The sequence below is a fragment of the Anaerovibrio sp. RM50 genome (genome assembly GCF_000622005.1).
Classification (GTDB): Bacteria; Bacillota; Negativicutes; order Selenomonadales; family Selenomonadaceae; genus Anaerovibrio.
Window position 1 is genome coordinate 36,560 of sequence record NZ_JHWV01000016.1, and the last position, 26,180, is coordinate 62,739.

Genomic DNA, 26,180 nt, shown 5'->3' on the forward strand with positions numbered 1-26,180 from the left:
AAAGGCCGGACCTCAATGGATCTTTAAACTATTGTTTTTCGATGACGATTATCAGCCTAACTCAGCGAAGTACTTAATGGTACGAACCATCTGGCTGGTGTAGGAGTTCTCGTTATCATACCAGGAAACAACCTGAACCTGAGTCAGGCCATCACCTACAGGGCTAACCATGGTCTGGGTAGCATCGAAGAGGGAACCGTAACGCATACCAACGATATCGCTGGATACGATCTCGTCCTCGTTGTAACCGAAGGACTCAGTAGCCTGCTTCTTCATAGCCTCGTTAACCTGCTCTACAGTTACATTGCCCTTAACTACAGCGTAGAGAAGAGTAGTGGAACCAGTAGGGGTAGGAACGCGCTGTGCAGCACCGATAAGCTTGCCGTCCAGCTCTGGAATTACAAGGCCGATAGCCTTTGCAGCACCAGTGGAGTTAGGAACGATGTTAACAGCTGCAGCACGGGAACGACGGAGGTCACCCTTGCGCTGTGGGCCATCAAGAGTCATCTGGTCACCAGTGTAAGCATGGATAGTAGCCATGATACCGGACTGGATTGGAGCCAGATCGTTCAGAGCCTTGGCCATAGGAGCCAGGCAGTTGGTGGTGCAGGAAGCTGCGGAAATAACCTTGTCTTCCTTGGTGAGTACCTTGTGGTTTACATTGTAAACGATAGTAGGGAGGTCCTTACCTGCTGGAGCAGAAATAACAACCTTCTTAGCACCTGCAGTCAGATGTGCAGAAGCCTTCTCCTTGGAAGTGTAGAAACCAGTGCACTCCAGAACAACGTCTACATCATGCTGGCCCCAAGGAATCTCTGCTGCGTTAGCGCAAGCATAGATCTTGATCTCTTTGCCGTTAACAGTGATGGAATCTTCACCAGCAGTTACCTTGTCAGCGTACTTGTAACGACCCTGGGAAGAATCGTACTTCAGAAGATGAGCCAGCATCTTAGGGCTGGTCAAGTCGTTGATTGCAACAACCTCATAACCCTCTGCGTCGAACATCTGACGGAATGCCAGACGACCAATACGGCCAAAACCATTAATAGCTACTTTTACTGCCATTTGTAAAATACCCCCTAAAAATATATAGATAATAATTTGAGAACACGTCAGAAAAAGACACCCATCTACCTGAATGGCAGACAGATGACGTTCATATATCCTAGTGTCCCTTATCTTTTAAGTAAGTTAATATTACACCAATTCAAGATGCCTTGTCAACGCAAATTCATAACCTTCAGTTAAGTATAGCATAAATAATATGTATCATACTAAAGTAAGCTTACAATCCGTATAAAGTAATAATTTATGCCCCTTTATCAGCAATTTACGGTGGCCGGCTTATACTCCTTTTTTCCTATCTTTTCCATGGACAGGACAGACTGAACCGCTATGGCACATTCAAGGCGCTTTTTCTGGATTTCACAGCCCACCTCGTAAGGCTTTCTGATATCGTCATGGAACAGATCTGCGTTGGCATGACAGCCGCCGGAGCAGAAATACTTGGCCCAGCAGGTCTTGCAGCGCTCCTTGTTCATTACGTGGGACTCGCGGAAATAACGGGTGATTTCCTCAGCTCCCTCATCCAGATCATCAAATACATTGCCCAGCTTGTACTTGTTGCGGCCTACAAACTGGTGGCATGGATAAAGATCCCCATTGGCAGCCACCGCATAATATTCGTGGCCGGCACCACAGCCCGCCAGACGCTTGGCCACACATGGACCGTTGGAAAGATCCATATTAAAGTGGAAGAAGAAAAAGCCCTTGCCATCACGATGACGCTTCAGATAAAAGTCAGTAAGTCTGTCATACTCGGCAAAAATCTCCGGCAGCATCTCTTCAGTAAGACCATAAGGAGAATCCTTCAGAACCACCGGCTCCATGGAAAGGATATCAAAGCCTGCATCTGCCATTGCCTCAACGTCCTTGGTAAAGTCAAGATTCTCTGCGGTGTAGGTGCCACGCATGTAATAATTATCACCGTTACGGGAATCCACACACTTCTTGAAATTATTCATTACTTTGTCATAGGTGGGCTGACCGCCGCAGTCAGGGCGCATGTTGTCATGAGTCTCCTTGCGGCCGTCGGTGCTGAGAACCAGGCTTATATTATTGTCGTTAAGCCACTTAATATTGTCGTCGTTGAGGGCCAGACCGTTGGTGGTGAGGGTCAGCTTGAATTCCTTCCCCGTTTCCTTCTCCCGCTTTCTTACATACTCGGTAACATCCTTCACCAGTGGCATATTAATGAGAGGCTCTCCGCCAAAGAAATCGATTTCACAATGCTTTCTTGGGCCGCTGTGCTCAATAATATAATCTACTGCAGCACGGCCTACCTTGCTGTCCATAAGCTGACGCTCGCCGCCGTACTCACCGGTGTCACCGAAGCAATACTTGCAGCGCATATTGCAGTCATGTGCAGTCATAAGGCACAGGGACTTAACCAGGCCCTTGGCCTTGAAGGTTGGGGGAACATCGATATCAGGGGCAAAAAGCTGGTTCTTGTCCATGAGAATATGGAGTTCCTCCAGAGCCTCCTTCAAATCATTTTCCGTATACTTTGATTTAAAATTACTTATAACCTCGTTATCATTATCACCATTAAAAATATCCATTATGTCATAAATCATTTTATCGATTACATGGACTGCTCCACTGTTCACATCCAGCAGGATATACATGCCGTTCTGGACGAATTTGTGGATTTTTGTGCTCATTTCATTACTCATAATAAAATTGTACTCTCCTAAAAACACAAGAAAAAAGCTCCCTCCCGGGGAGCCCTTTTCGCTTAATAATTATTTCTTGCTTTCACAAACCTGATTGCCAACAGTACAAGAAGTCTTGCATGCGGACTGGCAGGATGCCTGGCACTCGCCGCAGCCGCCAGAAGTCTTTGTAGCCTGCAGAGTAGGCTCATTTACAGTCTGAATGTGCTTCATATTAGGTAACCTCCTCACCTTAAATAAAGTCCTAAGCTATTTTACCCTTTTTTGTCTTTATATGCAAATTTTAATGCTGGTTTATTCCCAGCTGGGTCATAATTCTGCCCTTTATCAGACGCCATTTAAATTCCGTAAGCCCAAACATCGGGTGAGGAATGTTGATGCGCTGGAGGAGATAAGGGTTGGTATCAAAGGTGTTAAGGCCTGCATCTCCCGTAACTGCTGCAAGGTATTCTTCCTCCTTCAGCATATCCAACAGCTCCTGGGTATATTTGCCGTTAGGATAGGACAGGGTATAAATGGTATCCACCCCATTCCATTCCATTAAGAGCTTGGACAGCTTCACCTCATCCCGCGCTGTGGTCAGATCCATTTCTGTCAGCGGCAGATGGTTGGCAGTGTGGCTGCCTATTTCAACTCCCCTGTGCTGGATATCCTTCAATTGATCCCAGGACATGTAATTTTCCTTGCCGATGTCATTTCCTACCATAAAAATAGTAGCCTTCAGTCCCCGCTTTTCCAGGATTGGGAGAAGCTCCGTGTAGTTTGTTTCATAGCCGTCATCAAAGGTGAGAATCACCGGCTTTTCCGGAAGCTGCTGCAGCCCCTTCTTTGCCCTTAAATAGTCCCTTATAGAAATGGTGGTATAGCCCTGCTCTTCCAGATAATCAAGCTGGGCCTCAAATTCTGCCGGCGGTACATTGTACTCGTAGGCCTTGTCCGGGTTCTTTTCCTGTACCATGTGGTACTCCAAAATAGGGAAGCCCTCGGGAGCCGGCTGGGATAAAAGATACTGAATCCCTGCAAACAGTACCACTGCCCCAAGGACAACAACCAATAATGCTATCTTAATAAACCTCATATACTTCTTCAATCATCTTCACCTTTTTCTTTATTTTTCCCCCGCAGCTCCTCTGCCAGGGTCACCAGCTTCCTCAGCCGATGATTGACACAGGACTTGGTTACCAAAAGCATTTCCGCCAGCTCCGCCAATGTGGCATCGGGATTATCCTGCCGACATTGGGCTGTCTTTCTGAGGGCCTTGGTAAGTCCCTCCAGCTTTCCCTCGTCCTTTAGATATTTTATGCACTCATTTTGATAAATGGCCGCGTCCACGGTTTTTTGGAGATTGGCAGTTTCGCAGTTAACCAATCGGTTAACCTGGTTGCGGACTTCCTTAAGATTGCGGCCTCCCTCAAATTCCTCCAGTGATTTGGACGCGCCGATTATGGACAAAAAATCCATAATGGCCTCCCCGTCCTTCATATATATAAGGTAATGGTTCTTACGGTCGGTAAAGCCTGCAGGAAAGCCCATACGCTTCAGCACCCCTGCAATGGTGTCCGCAAAACCGTAATTTGAAGTAACCATTTCCAGATGGCACTCCGCCTCAGGCTTGTTGATACTGCCTCCCCCCATAAAAGCACCACGAAGATAGGCGTGGCGGCAGCAAACTTTCTTCAGCAGGGCCTTGTCCCGGCCCAGGGAACCCTCCGTTTCCCCCAGCATCCCCAGCTTTTCCATCAGGGGACGCACCAAAGGAGAGGGCACCACCCTAACCATGTAGCGGTTGTTTTTCTTCAGCCGCTTGCTGCGTGTTACAGTAACCTCAGTCTGCACGTCACTGGTGGCTTTCAAAAGGCTAAGGGTCTTTCTGGCCACCGCCGCGTTTTCAGTTACATAATTCAGCCCCAGGGTCATGTTTGGCCCCAGTGTCATGGAGGCACCCATACGCAAAAGCGCTGCCAGCTCCGCAGTCTGGCAGCATAATTTTTTATCCAGTTTGTGGGCCAGCTCATTTTTCACATCAGCTGCAAAAGATGGCATATTTTTCTCACCAAACTTCTATTTATAATCTTTCTTTTAATGTCTCTTGATTTCGTCCAGACCGGCCTTTATGCCGTAAACTGCCCGCATAACACTGCTGGCCAGCTTGCGGGAGTCATGGTAAATTGCATCCTTGCCGCTTATAAGGTCTGCCTTTATAAGACCAACCCCCAGAGCATTCAATGCATCATCGTCCACCTTCACCGGATAAGCACCCTTTTCCGCGTATTTCTGGGCCAAATCCTCCGGAACAGGAGTGGAATTTACAATAACATAATCTATGGCCTGTCGCCCTGCATGATCCAAAATGGCCTTTACATGCATGGAGGCGGTGTAACCATCGGTCTCCCCCGGCTGGGTCATAACATTACAAATGTAAATCTTAATGGCCTTGCTGCGGCAGATGGCATCGCCTATACCCTCCACCAAAAGATTTGGCATTATGCTGGTATAAAGGCTGCCAGGCCCCAAAACTATGGCATTGGCGTCACGGATAGCATCCAGTGAGGACTGGACCGCCTCCACATGCTCAGGGAAAAGCTTAACCCGATGAATCCTTTTATGAACCTCCGGAATGTGGGATTCGCCGCAGACAATGGTGCCATCCTCCATAATGGCATCCAGTCGAACGTGCTCCTTGCTGGCAGGAAGTACGCGGCCCTTCACCGCCAGAACCTTGGAGGATTCAGCCAGAGCTGTTTCCACATCTCCTGTTACCTCCGCCATGGCAGCAATAAAGAGATTTCCGAAGCTATGGCCAGACAGAGAGCTGCTGCCGCCAAAGCGGTGCTGGAAAAGTTTCTCCATTAATGGCTCCTTATCAGCCAAGGCTACCAGACAGTTACGCATATCCCCCGGCGGGATAATGCCCAGCTCCTCACGAAGCCGCCCGGAGGATCCTCCATCATCGGCCACAGTAACCACCGCCGTAACGTTGGTGGTAACCTCCTTGATACCGCGAAGCAACACGCTGAGGCCATGACCGCCGCCCACTACGGTGACAGCAGGGCCCTTGCCCAGCATGCGCTTTTCATAGATTAAATCCACCAGCTTTTCCGAGGATGATGGATAAACCACATCGATAACGGACTGGATTATAAAACGGGCCGCCATGGCCATAATCAAAAAGCCAATGACCACCATTACTGAGCCTATAACCGCCGTGGCTGTATAGGTATATTCCCCGGAGAAGGTATAAACAGCCCAGAATATGGACTCCTCTATACTATCTATGTATTTGTAGTTGAACATAATTGCTATGCCCAGACTGGCCAACATAACACCGGCGGCAAACAGCAGCAGCCAGCGCTTGAATCTCATGCCTGGATACAACCATTTCAAAAAATTCATTGTTTGTTACTCCTTAACATTCCTCGCGAACGTGTTCCCAAACATCATTTTTCATAAGATCACGGTGCTCCAAATTCACCAGATATCCCTTGTCCTTCAACCTGTCATATATGTGTTTTGCAATAAACACAGATCTGTGCATGCCCCCTGTGCAGCCCACAGCAATTACCAGCTGGGTCTTGCCCTCTTTCTCGTACTGGGGCATAAGAAAATCTATCATATTGTCCAGATGTTTCTCAAACTCCTTGGTCACAGGATATTGCTCGATATACTGGCCCACCTCCGGCACGGCACCACTCTTATGGCGCATGGATTCCACGTAAAATGGGTTTGGCAAAAAGCGCACATCAAACACCAGATCAGCATCCAGTGGCATACCAAACTTAAATCCAAAGGACATTACATTTGTGTTGAGTCTGTCCCCTGGCTTGGAGGCAAAAATATTCAGGATTTTTTCCTTCAATTCAATTTTCTTCAAATCTGAGGTATCAATAATATATGTGGCCTTGTTTCTGATTGGGGCCAGACGTTCACGCTCCTTGGCAACTCCCTCGGGAATTCTGGAGCTTGGGGCCATTGGATGACGGCGGCGTGTTTCCTTGTAACGGCGGATAATGGCCGCATCAGAGGCATCCATAAAGAGCATTACATAGGGCTGATTATCCCTATCCATGTTTTCCAATACGTGGATAAAGGTATCGAAGAATTCCCGGCTCCTGGTATCCACCACCAGTACCACCTTGTTTACATGACCATCGGAATGACGGCAAAGCTCAGCAAATTTAGGTATAAATACAGGAGGCAGATTATCGATAACAAAATACCCCACATCCTCCATGTAACGGCACGCCTGGGTTTTGCCCGCCCCGGACATGCCAGTTACGATAATAAAATCCATTCTTTCATCTCTATCCATAACAGCCTCCTTCTTCAATCAGCCTGTTAGTCCAGACAGAATCTCTCAATAGCCTCTGCAACACCATCATTGTCGCAGTCAGCCACCTCATATCCTGCAATTTTCTTTACGTTTTCGTTGGCATTGCCCATAGCCACCCCAAAGCCTGCCGTCTCAAGCATGGTGAGATCGTTGTTTGAGTCCCCAATGGCCAAAACCGCTTCCATTGGTATATTATACTTTTCAGCCATCCTGGCAATAGCAGTGCCCTTATTTACTCCCGGTTTAATAAGCTCAATATAAATCGGGGTTGATTTAACAGCCACAATACGGCCCTTAAACTTCTCCGAAATAGTTTCAACCACCCTGTCCCCTTCCTCAGGGTTATCCACCATAATCAAAAGCTTTGGCACATTGTCCATGTACTTTTTCAGCTCATCCCCCACGGCATTGCCCTTAACCCCTGCGGCACGGCAGTAATAGGCAGATTTGTCATTTTCCTTGCGGTAATAGAGGTTATCGTTACTATAAACCTGAATGTACAGCTTTTGGGACTCCGCAAACTCCACCAGCTCCTCCACCAGGCTGCGGTCCAGATATGAGGCGAAAATTTCTTCCCCTTCCACGGTCTTTATAATAGCTCCATTACAGGTGATAATAGGCACATTAACCCCCAGATCCTTTACAAAGGGCAGGGCAGAAATGTGCATTCTTCCCGTGGCTACAGTGAAAATCACCCCCGAGTCCATGGCCTTTTTGACAGCCTTCTTAATCCCGTCACTAATCTGACGTTGGCTGTTCAGCAGGGTACCATCCATATCTGTAACAAAGAGCTTAGCTTTCATAATACCTTTCCTTTCATTAAATAGCTCAACCATTACGGCTTAAAATAAACCGTAACACTTGTCCCGGGATCCACCACTGTATTGGCGGGGATACTCTGGCCAGTTGATAGCCCCGAGCCCTGAATATTCATTCCCAGTCCCATTTCTCCCAGCTTCTGTGAAACCTCACGGATACTCATGCCACTAAGATCAGGCATTATTTGCTTTCCCGGCGGGGCAGTATTTGCAACTTGCTGAGATGTCTTTTTATTTTGATCCTTATCCATATCTGCAAATGGATCTGAGGTTGGCTCAATATGCTTATAACGCAACAGCTGGGCAAAGATTTCTCCTGCCACCGGTGCTGCAATCTGACCGCCGTAGAATGCTCCGGCGGTAGGATCATCGATTATTACCAAAACCACCAGCTGAGGATCATCCACAGGGGCAAATCCACAGAAGGAGGCTATATAGCGGCCCTCCATGTAGCCGGCAGTATCCTTATTGATTTTCTGGGCTGTACCCGTTTTTCCCGCCACACGATAGCCCTTAACCTGTGCCTTTTGACCACCGCCAGTGGCAACGACCTGCTCCAGAAGGCCCATAAGTGTTTTATCCGTGGCAGAGCTCAATACCCTACGTACCTCCTCACGGCCATTTTCCTTGTATAATGAACCATCCGCATTGGTAATACTCTTTACGATATGAGGCTTTAACAATACACCATCATTGGCAATGGCAGACATAGCTGTACAGAGCTGCAACGGTGTAACCGCAATACTCTGGCCAATGGACATGGTGGCAATATCGGAATCCAGCATCTTATCTGTTTCAAAGAGCATACCGGAGGCCTCACCAGGCAGCTCCACTCCAGTTGGCTCGCCAAAGCCAAACTTACGGGCATATTCATTTAGCTTTTCCCCGGTCAGAATCTGGCCTATCATGGCAAAACATGTATTGATGGAATTTTTAACGATATCCGTAAAAGTAACTGTACCAAAGCTTTCACCGTTCCAGTTCTGAATATGCTTGTCCGATACGTTAATACGGCCCGGATCATAGAAGGTCTGCTCCGGACTTACTACCCCTTCTTCCAGGGCTGCTCCGGCAACAATGGACTTAAAGGTGGAACCAGGCTCGTAAATATCTGACACAGCGTGGTTCTTGATTACGTCCATATTATAGTCGGCAAATTTATTTGGATTATAGCTTGGGCGGGCAGCCATGGCCAAAATTTCGCCATTTTTTGGATCCATAACAATGGCGGTAACACTTTGAGGCTGGTTCTCCACCATGGCCTTGTCCAGAACCTGCTCCACAATGAACTGCATGGTGGCATCTATGGTAAGGGTAACTGTCTTGCAGCTGTCCCCCTTGTAACGCTGCTGGGAACGGGAGAAAATGGAATCAAAAATAGTACGGCCCCTCATGTCCGTAAGCACATCTTCTTCCTGCACATCCCCCTTTACGATGCTGTCCATGGAGTATTCCAACCCCTCCAGCCCCTTATCCTCCATACCGATAAAGCCAATTATATTCGCGGCCAGCATATCGTTTGGATAGTAGCGCTTTACCTCATCATCCATCCAGAGGCACTCATAGCCCTTATCCTTTTTCAGCTGATTAATGGCGGCCTCCTCATCACTTTCAAGACCATGCTTCACCGCATAATAAGCTCCGCCCTCACGGATACGGTTGGCGATGGTCTCAGCGGGTATATTAATAATAGGGCTCAGTTCAGCGGACAACACCTGAATGTCCTCCTCACTGCCCACCTTGTCCGGGCGTATGACCAGAAGCTTGGCTATACGGCTGATGGCCAGCTCACGGCCGTTACGGTCCAGAATCTTCCCCCGGGGAGACTGACGCACCACGTTATCCCGGGCTATGTTCATGATTTTTTCTTCCATTTCGCTGTGCTGAATTACCTGCAGGATAAAATATCTGCCAATAGTAACAACAAACAGCGCCATAATTACCACGATAAGAATATCTATGTTTCTCAGAATTTTAGGCTGTTTATTTTTCATTATTCTACTCCAAATTTATACTATTCTAACTTATTATTTTACACCAATATAGTACAAATGCCAAAATTTCGCTTACACAAAATAAAATATCAAAATTGTATCTATTTAAAGAATTTTTTTACGATTTTTAAGATAAAAGTTTACTTTTGCATCTTTTCGCTGGTATAATGTAGCTAGAATGGTGGTGTTGAAAATGGATGATATTGATAAGAAGATCCTTAAGCGCCTGCAAGAAAACGCCCGTGTCACAATTTCGGTTTTGAGTTCGGAGATTTCCCTCTCCATGCCAGCTATCAGTGAACGTTTAAAAAAGTTGGAAGCTTCTGGTGTCATTAAACAGTATACCGCTATTTTGAATCCTGAGCTTGTGGACAAGCAGCTTATGGCTTTGGTGTTCCTTAGCTTTAACAACCCTAGCCATGGTGACAGATTCAAGGATTTTGTGGTGGATGAGCCCGACATCAAGGAATGCTTCTACATCACTGGTGACTTCGATTATTCTTTGAAGATAATCACTCAAAATACTACTACTCTGGAAAATCTTCTGACACGCATCAAGGAACAGACCGGCGTGAGCAAGACGCAAACTATCGTGGTTCTGTCATCTATCATTGACAGGCCTTCCGTAACCGTTGAATAATTCTGTATAATAAAAATGGGACTGCCTTAGGCGGTCCCATGTTTTGTTTCCTCATTACCAATGGTACTTTTCCCCACGGTTAATTTTAAATGCCCTGTATATCTGCTCCACCAGCAGGAGACGCACCATCTGATGGGTAAAGGTCATCCTGGAAAAGCTGAGGAGCATATCTGCGGCGGCCCTTACTTCAGCGGACAAGCCAAAGGCACCGCCTATAAGGAAGGTTATGTTGCTTTTTCCCGACAGGCCCAGGCTGTCAATCTTGGTTGCCAGCTCCTCAGAGGACAGCTCCTTGCCATACACGTCCAGAACTATAAGATAGCTTCCCTCCGGCACCTGCTTTAAGAGACGCTGGCCCTCCTGGGTCAGTGTCTGCTGTTTTTCAGCCTCGGAGGGATTATCCTTCATTTTTTCTTCGCTGATTTCAGTAATCTTCACATTGGCGAAGGGACCCAGCCGCTTCAAAAATTCATTTATGCCCTCAGTGAGATATTTTTCCTTTATCTTCCCTGCGGTAACTATATTGATTTTCATCCTGATTAACCCTCAACAGGCTGGGCATCCAGAGTAACATTTACAGTCTTGGTGGTACCGTTGGAGTCGTATTTGACCTCCACTGTTTCACCCACCTGATGAGCTGTTATTGCTGCCCGCAGCTCTCCCACGGTGTTAACCTCTGTTCCGCCTACAGCCAGAATAATATCACCGCGGCGGAAGCCGGCACGGCCTGCAGGACCATCCAAAGATACATTAAATACATATACGCCCTTGTCAATATTCAAAATATATCCGCTGCGGGCTGCAGATTCCTTGTCGAACACACTTACACCAAGATATGGTCTGGTTACATGGCCCTGGGCTATAAGCTCCTCCACCACACTGCGAACAGTGTTTATTGGAATAGCAAAGCCCATGCCCTCTACGGCATTTGTAACAATTTTCTGGGAATTGATGCCAATAACCTTGCCATCGGCATTTACCAAAGCACCGCCGGAATTTCCCGGATTAATTGCCGCATCTGTCTGGATGAGCTTCATATTACTTTCGCCCTTATTGAGGACGCGATTAACTGCACTGATTACACCAGTAGTAACACTGCCCTGGAATTCCAGCCCCATTGGATTGCCAATGGCAATGGCAGGCTCACCCACCATAATGTCATCAGAGTCGCCGAACTCCGCTGCCGGCAAATCATTGGCATCAACCTTTACCACTGCCAAATCAGTGATTTCGTCTGCTCCCACCAGCTTGCCGTTTAGGCTGCGGCCATCGGACAGGGAAACAATTATCTCCTTGGCCCCGTCAATAACGTGATTATTGGTTACGATATAACCATCGCTGCGGAAGATTACGCCGGAACCATATCCCTCCACATCACGAATATTGAAGAAGAAATCTCTGGCAACGGCTTTATTGGTAATACCCACCACTGCAGGGCCCACGTTCTTGGCCGCCCTGACAACTGGCGTGTTTCTGGCATCTGATACATTAGTGTTGTAGCTTGGACTGGAGGCAGGGATTCCTTCGGCTACATTATTTTTGCCGCATCCCCCCAGCATTACTGAGCCCGCTACCAGGAGACCCATTACAACCGGCAGACAAGACTTAAAAATTCTCTTCTTTGTAATCATTTTCTCTCCCTCCAAAATATATAAAATATATCAAAAATCCACACTGACACATCTGTCCTGGGCCGTGAGGATAAGCTCCATGTTCTTTACCCCCTGCTGGTCCAGAATCTGCCGAACGGTTTTCATCGCCAAATCCGGCATATTATTTGATTCACTGAGATGTGCCAGCAAGACCTTTTGCGGTGGTTGTTTTAAATGAACCAGAGTCCATGCTGTGTCCATATTGGACAGGTGGCCCCGGTTGCTCAATATACGCTGCTTTAATGGCCAGGGATATTCGCCATTTTTCAGCATATCAACATCATGGTTGGCTTCCAGTATCATTACCCGGGCTGATTCCAGCTCCTGTCTGAGGTTGCTGTCCACAAAGCCCATGTCCGTGGCTACCACACATTTCACACTGCCATTTATGGAATAGCCCACCGGGTCCGCCGCATCATGGGGAATTCCGAAAGCCTTTATGGTCAATTTATTTATTCTGACCCTATCCATAATTGGATTAATACACTCCTGGGGAATGTCCCTATAGCAGCTCATGGCCCGAAAAGTTTCCGGACGGCTGTATACCGGTACACCATATTTCTTTGTCAAAGTGGCAAGCCCCTTTATGTGGTCACTGTGCTCATGGGTTATAAAGACCCCATCCAACTCTTCAATGGAATGACCTATATTTCCAAGCTCTTGCCTTATGCGCCTTGCGCTGATTCCAGCATCCACCAAAAGACGGCTGCCCTCCATATCTATGAAAGTACAGTTTCCCTTGCTGCCGCTGGCCAAAACCGAAACCTGCATCTTTCCTCCTATAAACCAAGTATAAGAAGCCCTGCTGAAAAAATTCTGTAAATAATATTATATTTTTCTTAGAACCCCATATACCATAACAAAAAAGATGAAAAAGGTCAAAAAGAAAGGGCAGGGCCACTTCCTTGAACGACCCTACCCTTGTTACTCAGTTATATTTTTTCTCTTTTCTCTGACATTTAGGACACTCACCGTAAAAATACAGCTGTCTGCCAGTCATCTTGTAATCTGAAAGCTTGGCCACCTGATCCATAATGGCTTCATCGTCGAAATCCATAATATCATCTACCCTGCCACAGGTGTTGCAGCGTACATGGGGGTGATTTTCCATTCTGGCGTCATAGCGGTAGCTGTCCTCGCCAAGGTTCAGCACCTGAGCCAGACCGATCTTGTCAAAAATCTCCATGGTCTTATATACAGTTGCCAGACTCATGGCAGGATAAGTTGGCAATAACTTATTATAAAGCATTTCAGCATTTGGATGTTCCGTTGTATTCTGCAAAGCATCATAAACTGCAAGACGCTGTGGTGTTACCTTGAAGCCATGATCGCGAAGTATATTTGCTACACTTTGCATATCCATCATCATAAAATATTTCCTCCAGACTTAGTTGTACGTTATAACTATCTTTTATAATTATCAATTGATAATTAATCTCCATTGAGTATTTTACATACAATTAACTTTCATGTCAATATATAGGATAATAGTTTCATTTCTACCCAAAGGAAATAATATGGTATAATTACATGGTTATTGCTTATTTAATGGAGGAATAAATCAGAATGAAAACAGAAAACATCAGTAAAATAATTTCCGATGAATTAAAAATAAAAGTTTTTCAGGTGGATGCTGTTACAGAACTTTTGGACGAGGGCAACACCATCCCATTCATTTCCCGTTACCGAAAGGAAAAAACCGGGGAACTGGACGAGGAAAAGGTGCGCATTATTTCCGAAAGGCTGGCATATCTCCGCAATTTCGTAAAGAGGCAGGAAGAAATCCTCAATAAAATAGAGGAACAGGGCAAGCTTACCCCTGAACTCCAGCAGGCCATTGAGAAGACCACCAAGCTCCAGGAGCTGGAGGACATCTATCTTCCTTACAAGCAGAAGAAGCGCACCAGAGCCCAAAAAGCCAAGGAAAAGGGACTGGAGCCACTGGCCAACACCATTATGCTCCAAAGCCTTAACAACGGCACTCCGGAGGATGTAGCTGCTGAATACATTAATCCTGAGCTGGAAGTGGAAACTGCCCAGGATGCCCTGGAGGGGGCCCAGGATATAATTGCTGAAATGATTTCCGAGGAGGCCCAGCTTCGTCAGGAGCTGCGCAAGTTCCTCTGGAACAATGCTTTTATTACCACCTCCCTTGACGAGGAAAAGGAAAAAACTGATGAGGGAAAGGTATTTCTTATGTACAAGGAATACAGGGAGCTGGTCCGCACCCTACCATCCCATCGCATTCTTGCCATTAACCGAGGTGAAAAGCTGGAATGCCTTAAGGTAAAGCTGGAGGCCGATGAGGAAAAAATCCTCTCACTTATTGGCAAACGCTTCATAAAGGGTACTTCCATTTTCCAAAGCCTGTTAAAAGACACCGTGTCTGACAGCTGGAAGCGCCTTATTCAACCATCCCTCGAACGTGAAATCAGAAATCAGCTTACGGAAACTGCGGAGAAGCAGGCTATTGATATTTTTGGCACAAATCTGCGCCAGCTTTTACTACAGGCCCCACTGTCCGGCTTCACCGTAATGGGACTTGATCCCGGCTACCGCACAGGCTGCAAAATGGCCATTGTGGATCCAACGGGCCACGTTCTCGACCACGGTGTTCTTTATATTACCCACGGAGAAAAGGGCGCTGCAGAGTCTGCCAAGAAGGCACTGGCCCTTATCAAAAAATACAAGGTAAATCTCATCTCCATCGGCAACGGCACAGCCTCCTTTGAGACGGAGGAATTTGCCGCCAAGCTAATAAAGGACAACAGCCTCGATACCCATTATATAGTTACCAGTGAGGCGGGAGCTTCTGTTTATTCCGCTTCCCCTCTGGCCAAGGAGGAACTGCCTGAATACGACGTTACCATCCGCGGTGCCGTATCCATTGCCCGCCGTGTACAGGACCCTCTGGCGGAGCTGGTAAAAATTGACCCTAAAGCCATTGGGGTTGGTCAGTACCAGCATGACGTAAATCAAAAGGAGCTGGCCAATACCCTTGACCAGACCATTGAATCCGCCGTAAATCACGTGGGAGTAGAGCTGAACACCGCTTCCCCTGCCCTCCTGAAGCATGTGGCAGGCATTAACGCCACCATTGCCAAAAATATTGTGGCCTACAGAAACGAAAACGGACCATTCAGCTCCCGCAAGGAACTTTTAAAGGTGGCCCGTCTGGGCAATGCCGCCTACACCCAGTGTGCCGGCTTCCTCCGAATCGGCGGAGGCAAGATGCCATTGGATAACACCCCTGTCCATCCTGAATCCTATGAACTGGCCAAAAACATTCTGGGAAAATTAGGGGCAGACCTGAATATATTTAGTGACAAAAAGCAGCTTGAAATACTCCAGGCCAAAATCAAGCTGGCCAACCCGGAAAAGCTGGCCAAGGACCTGGATGCCGGTGTACCAACGGTAAAGGATATTTTGGATGCCCTTGCCAAGCCGGGCCGTGACCCCCGTGAGGATCTGCCGGTACCACTTACCAGAAAGGCCATCGTTAAGCTTTCCGATATTAAAGTGGGCACTATTATGCGGGGAACCGTACGCAACATAACCGATTTTGGCGCCTTCGTGGATATTGGCATAAAGACCGCCGGGCTTGTGCATATTTCCGAGCTGAGCAACAAGCACGTAAAGCATCCCCTGGATGTAGTGGCAGTTGGAGATATTGTTACCGTGCTGGTTATCAGCGTGGATGAGTCCCGTGGCCGCATTGGTCTCAGCATTAAGCAAGTACCTCAGGAGGCCAGGGCTATATGACAAACTTACCCATAATTGAGGAAAAGGAATTCAAATCCCTTATAGCCCAAATACCTCCCAAGGACACTGACAGCATAGCTGAGGTTGAAAAGGTACTTGCCTCCTCCACCATAAAAAGGGAAGATTTTGGTGCCCTCAGATTTTTGCTGAAAAAATATGCCGGTGCCACAGGTTCTGCTGCCTTTGACAACCCCCCAATAAAGGCTGTCACTCTTTGCTGTGCCGACCATGGTGTGGCCAAAGAAAATGTCAGTGCCTATCCGCCTGAAACCACGCTGCACATGGTTGGCAATTATCTGATTTCCCACGGTTCTGCCGCCAATGTCTTTGCAGATTTCACCAGGGCCCACCTCTGTGTGGCAGATTTAGGAATAAACAGCGATAAGGCCAAGGAAATCCCCGGTCTTATCGACTTTCATATTGCCTCGGGCACCAACAACTCCGCCCAAGGCCCTGCCATGACCAGGGAACAGGCAATAAAATCCCTGTACTATGGCTATACTTTGGCTAAACAGCTTCATGAGCAGCAGGGCATAACCCTGTTCTTGCCAGGAGAAATGGGTATTTCCAACACCACCGCCAGTGCCGCCATCACTTCAGCCATTCTTAAGGAATCCCCGGAACACACCACTGGCAGAGGCACCAACATCTCCGATGAACGTTACAAAACCAAGCTGGCCACAGTGGCAAAAATATTGTCTGCAAATAAGCCGGATGCCAATGATCCAATTGACGTCCTTGCCAAGGTAGGCGGTTTTGAGCTGGGTGCCATTGCAGGTCTTATGCTGGGTGCCGCCGCCTCCCGTTCCCTCACCATACTGGATGGCTTCAATTCCAGTGCCGCCGCCCTTATAGCTTTAAGACTGGCTCCTGTTCTCAAGGACTATCTAGTCCCGTCCCACAGGGCCGGAGAACAGGGTCAGCATTTAATCCTCAAGGAAATGGATTTTACCCCCCTGATGGATTTAAACATTAAACTCGGTGAAGCCATTGGCTCCTCACTGGTGGCAGACATGCTGGATGCCGCCATAAGGGCCTATAATAATATCCAAAAGGACCAGACTGCCAAGGAACTGATGGCAGATTCCATCGAAAATGATGTTATTCCTGATATTGCCATTACCCTTACAGATAAGACCTTCGATTATTACACCCACACCATGCCTTCCCTTGACAAGGAGGCAATGGAACGATGCCAGATGCGTCTGGACAATTTGTCCAAGCCTATCTACAGTCTGGGAGTAATTGAGCAGATAGCCGCCCAGCTAAGCGGTATCACCTCCAACGAGCTGCCAAATGACGTTTCCAAAACCATGCTTTTTATCGGCATGAAAAAGGACATCCCTATGGACAGGGATCAGGCCGCTTTTGTCCATAGCTTTGCCTCCCAAACTGGTGCCGACTCCATTGCAGCGTATCTAACCGAGGAAAGGACCCAGATGGATGCCTTCGAATTTGGCCGGCTTCATGGTGAAAATATATCCCTGGGCAACCAGATTATGGGGCTTTCCCTTATTGATAATGACACCGCCTTTATAGATGCCATGGCAGATATGCTCTGCGACAGTCAGGGAAATCTAACACTGGAGGCATCCTCCTTTATGACACAGCTGCCGCCGGAAATGCAGCTTGTTGCCTCAGCTGTTCTTGGGGCAATGATTGCCGCCACCCACAACCGCACAATGATCATTCTTGGTGATAGGGCAGTTACGGCCCTGGCCAGTTATGCCGCTCAGCTGGTGCCGGAAATCCAGCCATTTTTGCTGCCAATTGAGCCGCCCCTTTATCATCTGGCGGTGAAAATCCCCGGCATAACAGCCTGTACGGGAATGCGTCTTATAGATGCCGCCATCCGTACAGTAAATGATATGAAAACCTTTAGCGAAGCCCAAGTGGCCACAGCCAATGACGGCCCTGGAGCCGGAAGGCAGATATAACATAACTGGAGTATTTTCAACGCCAAACAGGGCAGGATAACCATTTTAATGGTTTTCCTGCCCTGTTTTATTTATATCCGTATTGCTTTATTTCTCTTCAGTCATTTCCTGGGCCATCTGAGCCACATGGCGGTACATATCCATTATTTCCCTATGGTGGGCCTTCATGTGCTCCACCGCCTTTATACGCTGGGCCTCCGTGGCTTCCTCAGAAACATAGTCCTTGCCGGCCTGTTCCTGCGCCTTGGCTAATTCGTGAAGCATGGTACAGCCTATATTCATAGCGCCTGATTTAAGGGCATGGACCTTTATTCTGTAGGCATCCCAGTTCTCCTCCCCAAAGGATTTTTCCATTTCCTTGATATTGGCCTCACAAAGCTTGTGGAACATTTCCAGAACGCGCTTATAAAGCTTATCACTGTTATTGCAGAATTTTAACCCAATGGACATATCTATCTTTGGAGAGTTCAGAGAAAGGGACGTGTTGGCAGCAACCTCATTATCCGTAGTTTTAGGCTCCTCCAGTACCTTAACCTCCTCAATGTCTTTCACTTGGTGATTCTCCAAAGGATGCACCAAATTAATAGGCAAATTCCGTTTCACCACAGTATCCAGTTGCTTGCCCGTCATTGGCTTACTAAGATAATCATCAAAACCCTCTGCCAGGAACTTTTCCCGGACCCCAGCCAGGGCCGTAGCCGTCAAAATGACAAACTTCGTCTTTTCCGTACCCTTCAGCTTTTTGGCCTCATGCAGAGTGGCAATCCCATCCATGCCTGGCATCATATAATCTGTCATGACCAGATGGAAGAAATCCTTCTTCAAGAACTCCAGAGCCTCAATGCCGCTGTGGGCTACCGTCAGCTTAGCCTTGGTATCCGAAAGCATACTGGTGGCAACGAAACAGTTCATTTCGTTGTCATCCACAATGAGAATAGACGCCTCAGGAGCGGTAAAGCTAGTGGCAACTACCTCCTCCAGTTCCTCCTCTATATCCTGTTCAGCATCAAAATCACCTATAAGCTCATGCCCCACAATCCTTTGAGGCAGATCAATAATAAAGGTACTGCCCTCTCCATACGTACTTTCCACATGAACAGTTCCCCCCATCATGGTAAGAAGCCTATGGGTAATGGCCAGCCCAAGTCCAGTGCCCTCCACCTTGCAGTTTTTCTGCAAATCAAGGCGTTCAAAATCCTTGAACAGCTTTTCCATGTCCTCCGGCTTAATGCCAATACCCGTATCAGATACTGCCAGTCTTAAGTTCAGCATATCCTCCACGGACTGACCGCTGACATCAAAGGTGACAGATCCCTCATCAGTATATTTAATGGCATTGTTGATTACATTGATGAGAATCTGGCGTATACGCCCTACGTCACCGTAGAGTTCATTAGGCAGGCTGCTGTCCACATTAATGGTAAACTCCAATTGTTTTGCCTTGGCCCTGAAGCCCACCAGAGTTGTTACCTCCTTAAGCAGAATCCTCAAGCTGTATTTATCCGAAACCAGCTCCATACGGCCGGATTCGATTTTGGAAAAATCCAGAATTTCATTAATAATTCCCAAAAGCGCTGTGGAGGCAGAATGAATATTGCTGGCATAACGCCGTATATCCATGTCCCTGCTACGCCTGAGAATCATCTCATCCATGCCGTTAATGGCATTTAAAGGTGTTCTTATTTCATGACTCATATTGGCCAGGAACTGGCTTTTAGCCTGATTGGCATCATCTGCCGCCTGTCTGGCCTTTTTAAGGGCTTCATTCTCCGCCACCTTGGTCTGGGCCATAAACAGATAAATGCTGACACAGGCAAACAACAGCAGCATCAAAGTAAATACCCACTGCACCATCTGATATACACTATTGATTTTTCCTGCCACTGCAGACCAAGGAATATATCCCACCAAGGAAAAATCTGTTTGTGGAAGGTCTGCACCGAAAACATAATATTTCCCTTTGCTTCCTTCTGTATAAACAGCTGCAGCCTTGCTTGTTTCCAGCCTGGAATGAACCTCCACCATACCGGCCTTTATATCCTGATCATCCCAAAATTCGTGATCCTTTGTGGAAAAATTCTCATAAGGAACGGCCAAACTACCATCCTTATACTGAATCATAATGCGGCTATATGGGTTATAATCTGCCAGTCCAAAAACCTTGGTTAAATTTCCCCTTGGAAAAATCTGATAGAGAACATACCTTACGTTATCCCCATAATAAACAGGAACAGCCACAATTATGCCCCCGTCAGGGTGGTAATCCACCACGTTATTTCCCTGAAAAGCCCTGAGCAACTTGGGAAAATCATGCTTGCTGACTACAGCTCCAGTTACGTTTCCCTCGTAATCCATAACCCCGGCTCTGCCGTATACATTTTCCTGATTAATGGCCTCCAAAATATTATTTTTCTGCTCCTCATGCTGCTCCAAATAAATGGAAGCTGCCTTTAGGGTGCTAATGTAGCGCATAAACCGCTCATCTGCCAGCTGGGCCATATCCGCCGTCATTTGAGATACGGATTCCTCAGCAGCATCATTTAACTTACGGCTTATTTGATTCTGGAGAATATTGCCGGTAATAAACAAAATTATGGTCAGGATAATTATCTCGATAAAAGCCTTTTGGGACAGTCCCAATTTACTGATTCTACTATTCAAGGACGTCCACTCCCTTCACCAGCCAATCCATGTGCTGCAACAGATACTCGTCCCTGATAACCTCATTAGGCTGACAGCGGCGTTTCCCCTTATTATCAAATATCTCACCAGCAAAGACAAAACGCCCAGCCAACATTTCCTTTTTCAATTGTTTCAATACAGTACGCTGTTCATAAGTCACAGCATCAGAAAGCTGACTGAGCTCCACCAGATCAGCCTCCATGCCTACCCATCTATTGTCCACAAAATTCATTTCGCCCTTGAGATAATACCTTACTATATCCTCATAGTAACGGTCCCAATTGCACATAATTGAGGTCAAATCATGTTCTGACCCATTTTGAATGTCCTCATAATAGCCAATATAATCTACTCCCATTTTTTCCGCCACAGTGGCGGCCATTGGTTCATCCTGATGGTAGGTTATTACATCGGCCTTTTCCTGAGTAATAAGCCTGTAGGTATGTTCTTCCTCTACTTCCTCATTTTCCCAGCTTCCCGTATACATAACCACTACCCTGGCATTGGGATTAGTTCTCTGAACCCCCAGAGTAAAGGCATTAATTCCCCGATTCACTTCAGAATTTGGCATAGCTGCCACGTAGCCAATAACATTGCTCTTGGTTCGCATTCCCGCCAGGGCTCCTGTCAAATACCGCCCCTGATACATGCGAATAAAATAAGATGTCATATTCCGCCCCCGGCACTCTGCAGAATTAGTACCAAAAGCTACTTGGGGAAATTCACGTATCAAGGTTTTGCCGTCTGTCGTATAGGAATAGCTGGTGAGAAATACCATTCCGGCACCATTTTCTACCATTTTCCGTACTGCATCTGCACACTTGCCATCGAGGCCACTGTTGTTATCGCTTACCAGCAGCTCCACCCCCATGGCATCACAGGCTTTTTTCATACCACGATACTGGGGTGCATTCCAGCCTTCCTCATTTCTGTCCCCCAGCAGCACTATACCAGCAACTGGCTTTTCTATATCTTTATCATTGGCAAAATACCAAAGGGACGCTCCCAAGGCCATAATGAAAAAAAGCAACCCTAAAAGCAGTACCCATTCAAATACTGAGCGTTGTTTAGGTTCCATTTTAAAGCCCCCTACTCATGCATCCGATATTCCACGTCTTCATCTATCATTTGCAGCATTATATCAGTAAAATCAGGATCCAGCTGAGTACCTCTTGCTTTTATCAATTCTTCCCGCACCACTGATTGTGGCAGAACATCCCGATAACTGCGCTTGGAGGTCATGGCATCGTAAACATCTGCCACCGCAATAATTCTGGCCTTTTCCGGAATGGCCTTTCCTGCCAACCCATCCGGATACCCTGTACCATCATAACGCTCATGGTGGCTGCGGGCCCCCACCTGCAATTCCTCCATCTCCTGCACCGAGGATAAAATGGAAGACCCTATAATTGGATGTACCTTAATGGAAGAATATTCACGGGGAGTCAGCTTATCAGGCTTATTGAGAACCTGACCTGACACGCCGATTTTTCCAATATCATGAAGGAGGGCAATAAAAAAAATCTTGCGCTGGTAATTTTTCGATTTCCCCGCCCTGCAGGCAATTTCCCGGGAGTAATCCGCTACACGCTGGGAATGTCCATTAGTATAAGGGTCCTTGGCATCGATGGTCTTGGCCAGGGCAAAAACCATCTGTTTGAACAATCTTTTGGTGGAGGCCAGCTGATTCATGGTAGCCTGAATCTGATTGTCAATGCGCTCCTGCATCTTCTTTTTAAGTGACATTAATTCCAGTGTCCGATGAACATGGGTCAAAATCAATGTAGGAATATATGGTTTATGAAGAAAATCAAAGGCTCCTGACTGAATTCCCTTTACCTCGGTTTCCTGATTTACTTCAGCCGTCAGCATAATAACGGGAATTTCCTTGAGCTCATTGTCATTCTTCAAATACTCCAGCACCTGAAACCCATTCATGCCCGGCATATTTAAATCCAAAAGGATCAAATCCGGTTTTCGCTCCTCCAGGAATTTTATGGCTATCTCTCCGCTCAAAAGGGATACTACCTCGTATTCGTCTTCAAGAATCGCCGCAAGGAGCATATTATTTATTTCATCATCATCTATTGTAAGGATAAATGCTTTTTTCTCAGACGCTTCATCCATAATGTATCACCACCTTTGTACATAATTTTATATTTTATTTAAATTAAAATCAATGTTCTGACAATTACCGTTTCTATAAAGTGAATAAAAATCCTCCGCCATTACCCCAAAAAGGATAATAACGGAGGATTATGTCATTTATTTACATATATCTCCCCATGGCATTCATAATTCCGAACTTCCATGACCTTGTTATCGCCATCAAGCATAACCACAGTTGGCCTGTACTGAACTGCCTCTTTTTCCTCCATAAAGGCATAGGCCATAATGATAACCACATCTCCAGGCTGTGCCCATCGTGCGGCGGAACCGTTCAGGCAAATAACACCTGAGCCGGGCTTCCCCGGAATAACGTATGTTTCCAGACGGGAACCGTTATTGTTGTTTACCACCTGCACCCGCTCATTTTCATATATTCCCGCTGCCTTCATCAGCTCCGAATCAATGGTAATACTGCCCATATACTGCAGATTGGCCTCGGTAACTGTGGCGCAGTGAAGTTTTGATTTTAACATGTGAAGCATCATTTCTTAGCCCTCCAAAATTACATTATCTATGAGACGGGTTTTGCCAATCTTTACAGCAATGGCCATAATGGACTCTCCCTTTACTTCCACAATCTCTTCAAGGGCCGGGAAGGAATAAATTTCCACATAATCAATAACTGCCAAAGGCTCCTTATTTATCTCATCAATAATGATTTTTTTCAGTTCACTGACCTTTATAGTCCCCTTACCAAAGGCTTCCTTTGCCATATTAAGGCTGCGGGACAAAACAAGGGCTGCCTTTCTTTCCTCCGTGGAAAGGTAAACATTGCGTGAACTTCTGGCCAAACCACTTTCCTCTCTTACAATAGGAACCATATTAATTTCCACCGGAATAGCCAAATCCTCCACGAAGCGTCGGATTACGCAAACCTGCTGGGCATCCTTCTGACCAAAGAAGGCCTTGTCTGCTCTGGCCAAATTAATAAGCTTGGTCACCACTGTGGCCACCCCGCGGAAATGGCCTGGACGCTGGCCGCCACACAGTTTTTTGGTAAAATCCCCCTCCACATTTACATAAGTGCAAAATCCATCAGGGTACATTTCACCAGGCTCCGGGTGAAATACTGCATCCACCCCAACCTCCTCCAGCTTGGCGCAATCCTCATCAAACTGGCGTGGATAAGCATCAAAGTCCTCATTTGGCCCAAACTGCACAGGATTTACAAACACCGAGGCAATTACCACATCTGCCGCCTTGCGGGCAGTACGCATAAGGGTAAGGTGCCCCTCGTGGAGAGCTCCCATGGTAGGCACCAGACCAATAATCTTCCCAGCCTTCTTCATTTCAAGGGAATAGTTCTTTATATCATCCTGAGTTCTTAAAATCTTCATTGCCAACTTACCTCACTTGCCATTTATCAGACACATTTTATGCTTGTATCAATAATTTTCCCCTCATCCTCGCTGTGCTTGGCAAAATAGTTAGCCAGCATAGCTCCGGATACATTATGCCATACGCTGAAGATAGCTCCAGGAATTGCAGCAACAGGATCAAAATACATTACCGCCAAAGAAGCCGCCATGCCGGAATTCTGCATTCCCACTTCAATGGAAACCGTACGGCAGCGCTTTTCGTCCAGCTTAAAGATTTTGGCTAAAATATACCCCAGCAACAGGCCAAAAGCATTATGACAAATAACCACTGCAAACATCATCAGCCCCACATCAAGCAGCTTGGAAGCACTGAGAGCCACTACACCGCCTACAGTCAGAACCACCGTAATTGCAGATAGCATGGGCATAAATGGATTAATGGTCCGTGAGAAATTCTCAAAGAAATGATGAACTGCCAACCCCAAAAGTACTGGAAGCAGAACCATTTTCACAATGGACATCATCATTGCAGAAACTGATACGTCAATAACCGCATCTGCCAGCAGATAAGTCAGAATAGGGGTTACCAACGGTGCCAATATTGTAGATGTAGCAGACATGGAAACGGACAGTGCCACATCCCCCTTTGCCAGATATGCAATAACATTTGAGGCCGTCCCCCCTGGGCAGGTGCCCACCAAAATTACACCAATGGCAATCTCCGGCGGAAGACCGAAAGCCTTTACCAGACCAAAGGCCACAGTTGGCATAATCAGGAACTGGGCAAAAACACCAATAAAAATTCCCTTCGGATTTCTGGCGATATTTTTAAAATCATCCACCGTCAGTGTCATGCCCATGCCAAACATGATAATGCCCAACAGCACAGGAATGTGTGGTCCAACCCAGGTCAATGCCTCAGGCCGCCATACTGCAAATACACCAATAAGAAAAACCAATACACTCATATTGCTTACAAGAACATTGCAAGCCTTTTGTAAAACTGCTTTCAAAAAAGCACCCCCAAAAAAATATTAAACAAGGGCGTCCATAAAATGCCAATAAAAAAGCCCCTTTATCCCAAAGGAATAAGGAGGCATACAAACACAAAAAACAGCAAGCCAAAAGGCCGCCTGTGCAATCCGTCTCAGTTCCAGGGAATCTAAGCGAAAATAGTATTTACAAAAATTGAAGCATTTTTTAAGAGTATGACTCCAAATGGATGTCATCCCTTGTCCATGGTTGATGATATCACAAGGAAATATGTAATGCAAGTTAATATTGTAAAGTTATATATTTTACGGGTGGCATGTACGGGTGGCATGGGATAAGGAAATAAAAAAGCACTGCGAATGCAGTGCTTTCTAACTGGCAACTTCCTATCCTCCCAGGCCGGTCGCGGAAATAGTACGGTATACAGCCGTCCTATTTCCGGGCAACATGCCACTGGCATCTTGCCCTCCAGCCAAGTACTTTCGGAGACATATCCAAGAGGCATAAGCCGATTGGTTAATATGTCCCATACGAAAGCGTCCTGCGAAACTTGGTTGAGCAGATGACGCTGACCGCCGGCATAAAATCTAAAAAGCTCATATACGCCGAAATATAAAATCCTGCAAGTAAAAAAAGAGTTATCTCGAATGAGATAACTCTTTTTTTAACTGGCAACTTCCTATCCTCCCAGGCCGTCTCCAGCCAAGTACTTTCGGCGTATATGAGCTTAACTACTGTGTTCGGAATGGGAACAGGTGGGACCTCATAGCCATCGTCACCAGATATTCAATTGAAAATACATTTGCATGTACTCTCAAAACTATACAGAAACAAGTTCATCTTAGTCAGTGCTTTTTAAGTTAAGCCCTCGACTTATTAGTACTGGTCAGCTTCACATGTCACCACGCTTCCACTTCCAGCCTATCAACCTTATCGTCTATAAGGAGTCTTACCAGATTACTCTGTGAGAGATCTCATCTCAAGGCGGGTTTCACGCTTAGATGCTTTCAGCGTTTATCCCTTCCGAACGCAGCTACCCAGCTGTACAACTGGCGTCATAACTGGTACACCGTTGGTTCGTCCACTCCGGTCCTCTCGTACTAGGAGCAGCTCCCTTCAAATCTCTTACGCCCGCGATGGATATGGACC

22 protein-coding genes and 2 rRNA genes are annotated in these 26,180 nt (G+C 46.6%); 3 read left to right on the forward strand and 21 right to left on the reverse strand.

Features of this window, described 5'->3' with window-relative positions:
- Positions 1-51 precede the first annotated feature (51 nt).
- From gap to T525_RS0109125, 9 genes are all read right to left on the reverse strand, one after another.
- Entirely contained in the window at positions 52-1,065 is a 1,014-nt protein-coding gene (gene gap, locus T525_RS0109085) for a type I glyceraldehyde-3-phosphate dehydrogenase (protein WP_027406941.1), read from the reverse strand.
- Positions 1,066-1,322: 257 nt separating this feature from the next.
- Entirely contained in the window at positions 1,323-2,723 is a 1,401-nt protein-coding gene (gene scfB / locus T525_RS0109090; protein WP_027406942.1) for a thioether cross-link-forming SCIFF peptide maturase, read from the reverse strand.
- Positions 2,724-2,804: 81 nt separating this feature from the next.
- Positions 2,805-2,948 (reverse strand): six-cysteine ranthipeptide SCIFF, encoded by a 144-nt coding sequence (scfA, locus tag T525_RS15920; protein WP_071997203.1) that lies wholly within the window; start codon positions 2,946-2,948, stop codon positions 2,805-2,807.
- 70 nt (positions 2,949-3,018) lie between these two features.
- Positions 3,019-3,825: a polysaccharide deacetylase family protein gene (locus T525_RS0109100; protein WP_232219208.1), complete on the reverse strand. Its 807-nt coding sequence runs from the start codon at positions 3,823-3,825 to the stop codon at positions 3,019-3,021.
- The gene (gene whiA / locus T525_RS0109105; protein WP_027406944.1) at positions 3,822-4,778 is read right to left on the reverse strand and encodes a DNA-binding protein WhiA; all 957 of its coding nucleotides are present in this window, start codon (positions 4,776-4,778) and stop codon (positions 3,822-3,824) included. Before whiA ends, T525_RS0109100 begins: the two co-directional genes overlap by 4 nt.
- Before the next feature lie 36 nt (positions 4,779-4,814).
- Entirely contained in the window at positions 4,815-6,128 is a 1,314-nt protein-coding gene (gene yvcK / locus T525_RS0109110) for a uridine diphosphate-N-acetylglucosamine-binding protein YvcK (RefSeq protein WP_027406945.1), read from the reverse strand.
- A gap of 13 nt (positions 6,129-6,141) precedes the next feature.
- Complete coding sequence (gene rapZ / locus T525_RS0109115) at positions 6,142-7,044, reverse strand: RNase adapter RapZ (RefSeq protein WP_027406946.1); 903 nt, start codon at positions 7,042-7,044, stop codon at positions 6,142-6,144.
- Between the two features lie 26 nt (positions 7,045-7,070).
- Positions 7,071-7,868, reverse strand: coding sequence for a Cof-type HAD-IIB family hydrolase (locus tag T525_RS0109120; RefSeq protein ID WP_027406947.1), 798 nt, complete (start codon positions 7,866-7,868; stop codon positions 7,071-7,073).
- Positions 7,869-7,900: 32 nt separating this feature from the next.
- Positions 7,901-9,877, reverse strand: a complete 1,977-nt coding sequence (locus tag T525_RS0109125; protein ID WP_027406948.1) for a penicillin-binding protein — start codon at positions 9,875-9,877, stop codon at positions 7,901-7,903.
- 193 nt (positions 9,878-10,070) lie between these two features.
- Here T525_RS0109125 and T525_RS0109130 point away from each other — a divergent pair, with 193 nt between their 5' ends.
- Positions 10,071-10,517: an Lrp/AsnC family transcriptional regulator gene (locus T525_RS0109130; protein WP_027406949.1), complete on the forward strand. Its 447-nt coding sequence runs from the start codon at positions 10,071-10,073 to the stop codon at positions 10,515-10,517.
- 54 nt (positions 10,518-10,571) lie between these two features.
- On the opposite strand, the gene rlmH is transcribed toward T525_RS0109130, so the two are convergent.
- The 4 genes from rlmH to T525_RS0109150 all read right to left on the reverse strand — a co-directional run bounded on the left by rlmH (position 10,572) and on the right by T525_RS0109150 (position 13,535).
- Positions 10,572-11,051 carry a 23S rRNA (pseudouridine(1915)-N(3))-methyltransferase RlmH gene (gene rlmH / locus T525_RS0109135; protein ID WP_027406950.1) on the reverse strand — a complete coding sequence of 160 codons (480 nt, stop codon included), beginning with the start codon at positions 11,049-11,051 and terminating at the stop codon, positions 10,572-10,574.
- Between the two features lie 5 nt (positions 11,052-11,056).
- Positions 11,057-12,148, reverse strand: a complete 1,092-nt coding sequence (locus tag T525_RS0109140) for a S1C family serine protease (RefSeq protein ID WP_051533525.1) — start codon at positions 12,146-12,148, stop codon at positions 11,057-11,059.
- Positions 12,149-12,178: 30 nt separating this feature from the next.
- A complete protein-coding gene (locus T525_RS0109145; RefSeq protein ID WP_027406952.1) occupies positions 12,179-12,940 on the reverse strand; it encodes an MBL fold metallo-hydrolase in 762 nt (253 codons plus the stop codon).
- A 157-nt stretch (positions 12,941-13,097) separates the two neighbouring features.
- Positions 13,098-13,535: a Fur family transcriptional regulator gene (locus T525_RS0109150; protein ID WP_369751944.1), complete on the reverse strand. Its 438-nt coding sequence runs from the start codon at positions 13,533-13,535 to the stop codon at positions 13,098-13,100.
- A 200-nt stretch (positions 13,536-13,735) separates the two neighbouring features.
- Between T525_RS0109150 and T525_RS0109155 the strand changes: the two genes are divergently transcribed.
- Positions 13,736-15,931, forward strand: coding sequence for a Tex family protein (locus T525_RS0109155; RefSeq protein ID WP_027406954.1), 2,196 nt, complete (start codon positions 13,736-13,738; stop codon positions 15,929-15,931).
- Positions 15,928-17,868, forward strand: coding sequence for a nicotinate-nucleotide--dimethylbenzimidazole phosphoribosyltransferase (locus T525_RS0109160; RefSeq protein WP_051533526.1), 1,941 nt, complete (start codon positions 15,928-15,930; stop codon positions 17,866-17,868). Before T525_RS0109155 ends, T525_RS0109160 begins: the two co-directional genes overlap by 4 nt.
- Positions 17,869-17,955: 87 nt before the next feature.
- Here the strand turns inward: T525_RS0109160 and T525_RS15675 are convergent, their stop codons facing one another.
- The 8 genes from T525_RS15675 to T525_RS0109200 all read right to left on the reverse strand — a co-directional run.
- Positions 17,956-20,529, reverse strand: coding sequence for an ATP-binding protein (locus T525_RS15675; protein WP_027406956.1), 2,574 nt, complete (start codon positions 20,527-20,529; stop codon positions 17,956-17,958).
- On the reverse strand, positions 20,522-21,628 hold the full coding sequence (locus T525_RS14885; protein WP_051533527.1) for a BMP family ABC transporter substrate-binding protein: 1,107 nt from the start codon (positions 21,626-21,628) through the stop codon (positions 20,522-20,524). Before T525_RS14885 ends, T525_RS15675 begins: the two co-directional genes overlap by 8 nt.
- Positions 21,629-21,639: 11 nt before the next feature.
- Positions 21,640-22,677, reverse strand: coding sequence for an HD-GYP domain-containing protein (locus T525_RS0109175; protein ID WP_027406957.1), 1,038 nt, complete (start codon positions 22,675-22,677; stop codon positions 21,640-21,642).
- Between the two features lie 134 nt (positions 22,678-22,811).
- Positions 22,812-23,204, reverse strand: a complete 393-nt coding sequence (gene panD / locus T525_RS0109180; protein WP_027406958.1) for an aspartate 1-decarboxylase — start codon at positions 23,202-23,204, stop codon at positions 22,812-22,814.
- A gap of 3 nt (positions 23,205-23,207) precedes the next feature.
- Positions 23,208-24,056 carry a pantoate--beta-alanine ligase gene (gene panC / locus T525_RS0109185; RefSeq protein WP_027406959.1) on the reverse strand — a complete coding sequence of 283 codons (849 nt, stop codon included), beginning with the start codon at positions 24,054-24,056 and terminating at the stop codon, positions 23,208-23,210.
- A 26-nt stretch (positions 24,057-24,082) separates the two neighbouring features.
- Positions 24,083-25,006 carry a bile acid:sodium symporter family protein gene (locus T525_RS0109190; RefSeq protein WP_051533528.1) on the reverse strand — a complete coding sequence of 308 codons (924 nt, stop codon included), beginning with the start codon at positions 25,004-25,006 and terminating at the stop codon, positions 24,083-24,085.
- 691 nt (positions 25,007-25,697) lie between these two features.
- Positions 25,698-25,814, reverse strand: a 5S ribosomal RNA gene (gene rrf / locus T525_RS0109195).
- Positions 25,815-25,887: 73 nt separating this feature from the next.
- Positions 25,888-26,180, reverse strand: a 23S ribosomal RNA gene (locus tag T525_RS0109200); the annotation flags it as partial.

Bases quoted from the DNA above. Each gene is read 5' to 3' on its own strand.
- gap (WP_027406941.1), bottom strand. From the start codon at position 1,065: ATGGCAGTAAAAGTAGCTATTAATGGTTTTGGCCGTATTGGTCGTCTG.
- scfB (WP_027406942.1), bottom strand. From the start codon at position 2,723: ATGAGCACAAAAATCCACAAATTCGTCCAGAACGGCATGTATATCCTG.
- scfA (WP_071997203.1), bottom strand. From the start codon at position 2,948: ATGAAGCACATTCAGACTGTAAATGAGCCTACTCTGCAGGCTACAAAG.
- whiA (WP_027406944.1), bottom strand. From the start codon at position 4,778: ATGCCATCTTTTGCAGCTGATGTGAAAAATGAGCTGGCCCACAAACTG.
- yvcK (WP_027406945.1), bottom strand. From the start codon at position 6,128: ATGAATTTTTTGAAATGGTTGTATCCAGGCATGAGATTCAAGCGCTGG.
- rapZ (WP_027406946.1), bottom strand. From the start codon at position 7,044: ATGGATAGAGATGAAAGAATGGATTTTATTATCGTAACTGGCATGTCC.
- T525_RS0109120 (WP_027406947.1), bottom strand. From the start codon at position 7,868: ATGAAAGCTAAGCTCTTTGTTACAGATATGGATGGTACCCTGCTGAAC.
- T525_RS0109125 (WP_027406948.1), bottom strand. From the start codon at position 9,877: ATGAAAAATAAACAGCCTAAAATTCTGAGAAACATAGATATTCTTATC.
- T525_RS0109130 (WP_027406949.1), top strand. From the start codon at position 10,071: ATGGATGATATTGATAAGAAGATCCTTAAGCGCCTGCAAGAAAACGCC.
- rlmH (WP_027406950.1), bottom strand. From the start codon at position 11,051: ATGAAAATCAATATAGTTACCGCAGGGAAGATAAAGGAAAAATATCTC.
- T525_RS0109140 (WP_051533525.1), bottom strand. From the start codon at position 12,148: ATGATTACAAAGAAGAGAATTTTTAAGTCTTGTCTGCCGGTTGTAATG.
- T525_RS0109145 (WP_027406952.1), bottom strand. From the start codon at position 12,940: ATGCAGGTTTCGGTTTTGGCCAGCGGCAGCAAGGGAAACTGTACTTTC.
- T525_RS0109150 (WP_369751944.1), bottom strand. From the start codon at position 13,535: ATGATGGATATGCAAAGTGTAGCAAATATACTTCGCGATCATGGCTTC.
- T525_RS0109155 (WP_027406954.1), top strand. From the start codon at position 13,736: ATGAAAACAGAAAACATCAGTAAAATAATTTCCGATGAATTAAAAATA.
- T525_RS0109160 (WP_051533526.1), top strand. From the start codon at position 15,928: ATGACAAACTTACCCATAATTGAGGAAAAGGAATTCAAATCCCTTATA.
- T525_RS14885 (WP_051533527.1), bottom strand. From the start codon at position 21,628: ATGGAACCTAAACAACGCTCAGTATTTGAATGGGTACTGCTTTTAGGG.
- T525_RS0109175 (WP_027406957.1), bottom strand. From the start codon at position 22,677: ATGGATGAAGCGTCTGAGAAAAAAGCATTTATCCTTACAATAGATGAT.
- panD (WP_027406958.1), bottom strand. From the start codon at position 23,204: ATGATGCTTCACATGTTAAAATCAAAACTTCACTGCGCCACAGTTACC.
- panC (WP_027406959.1), bottom strand. From the start codon at position 24,056: ATGAAGATTTTAAGAACTCAGGATGATATAAAGAACTATTCCCTTGAA.
- T525_RS0109190 (WP_051533528.1), bottom strand. From the start codon at position 25,006: ATGAGTGTATTGGTTTTTCTTATTGGTGTATTTGCAGTATGGCGGCCT.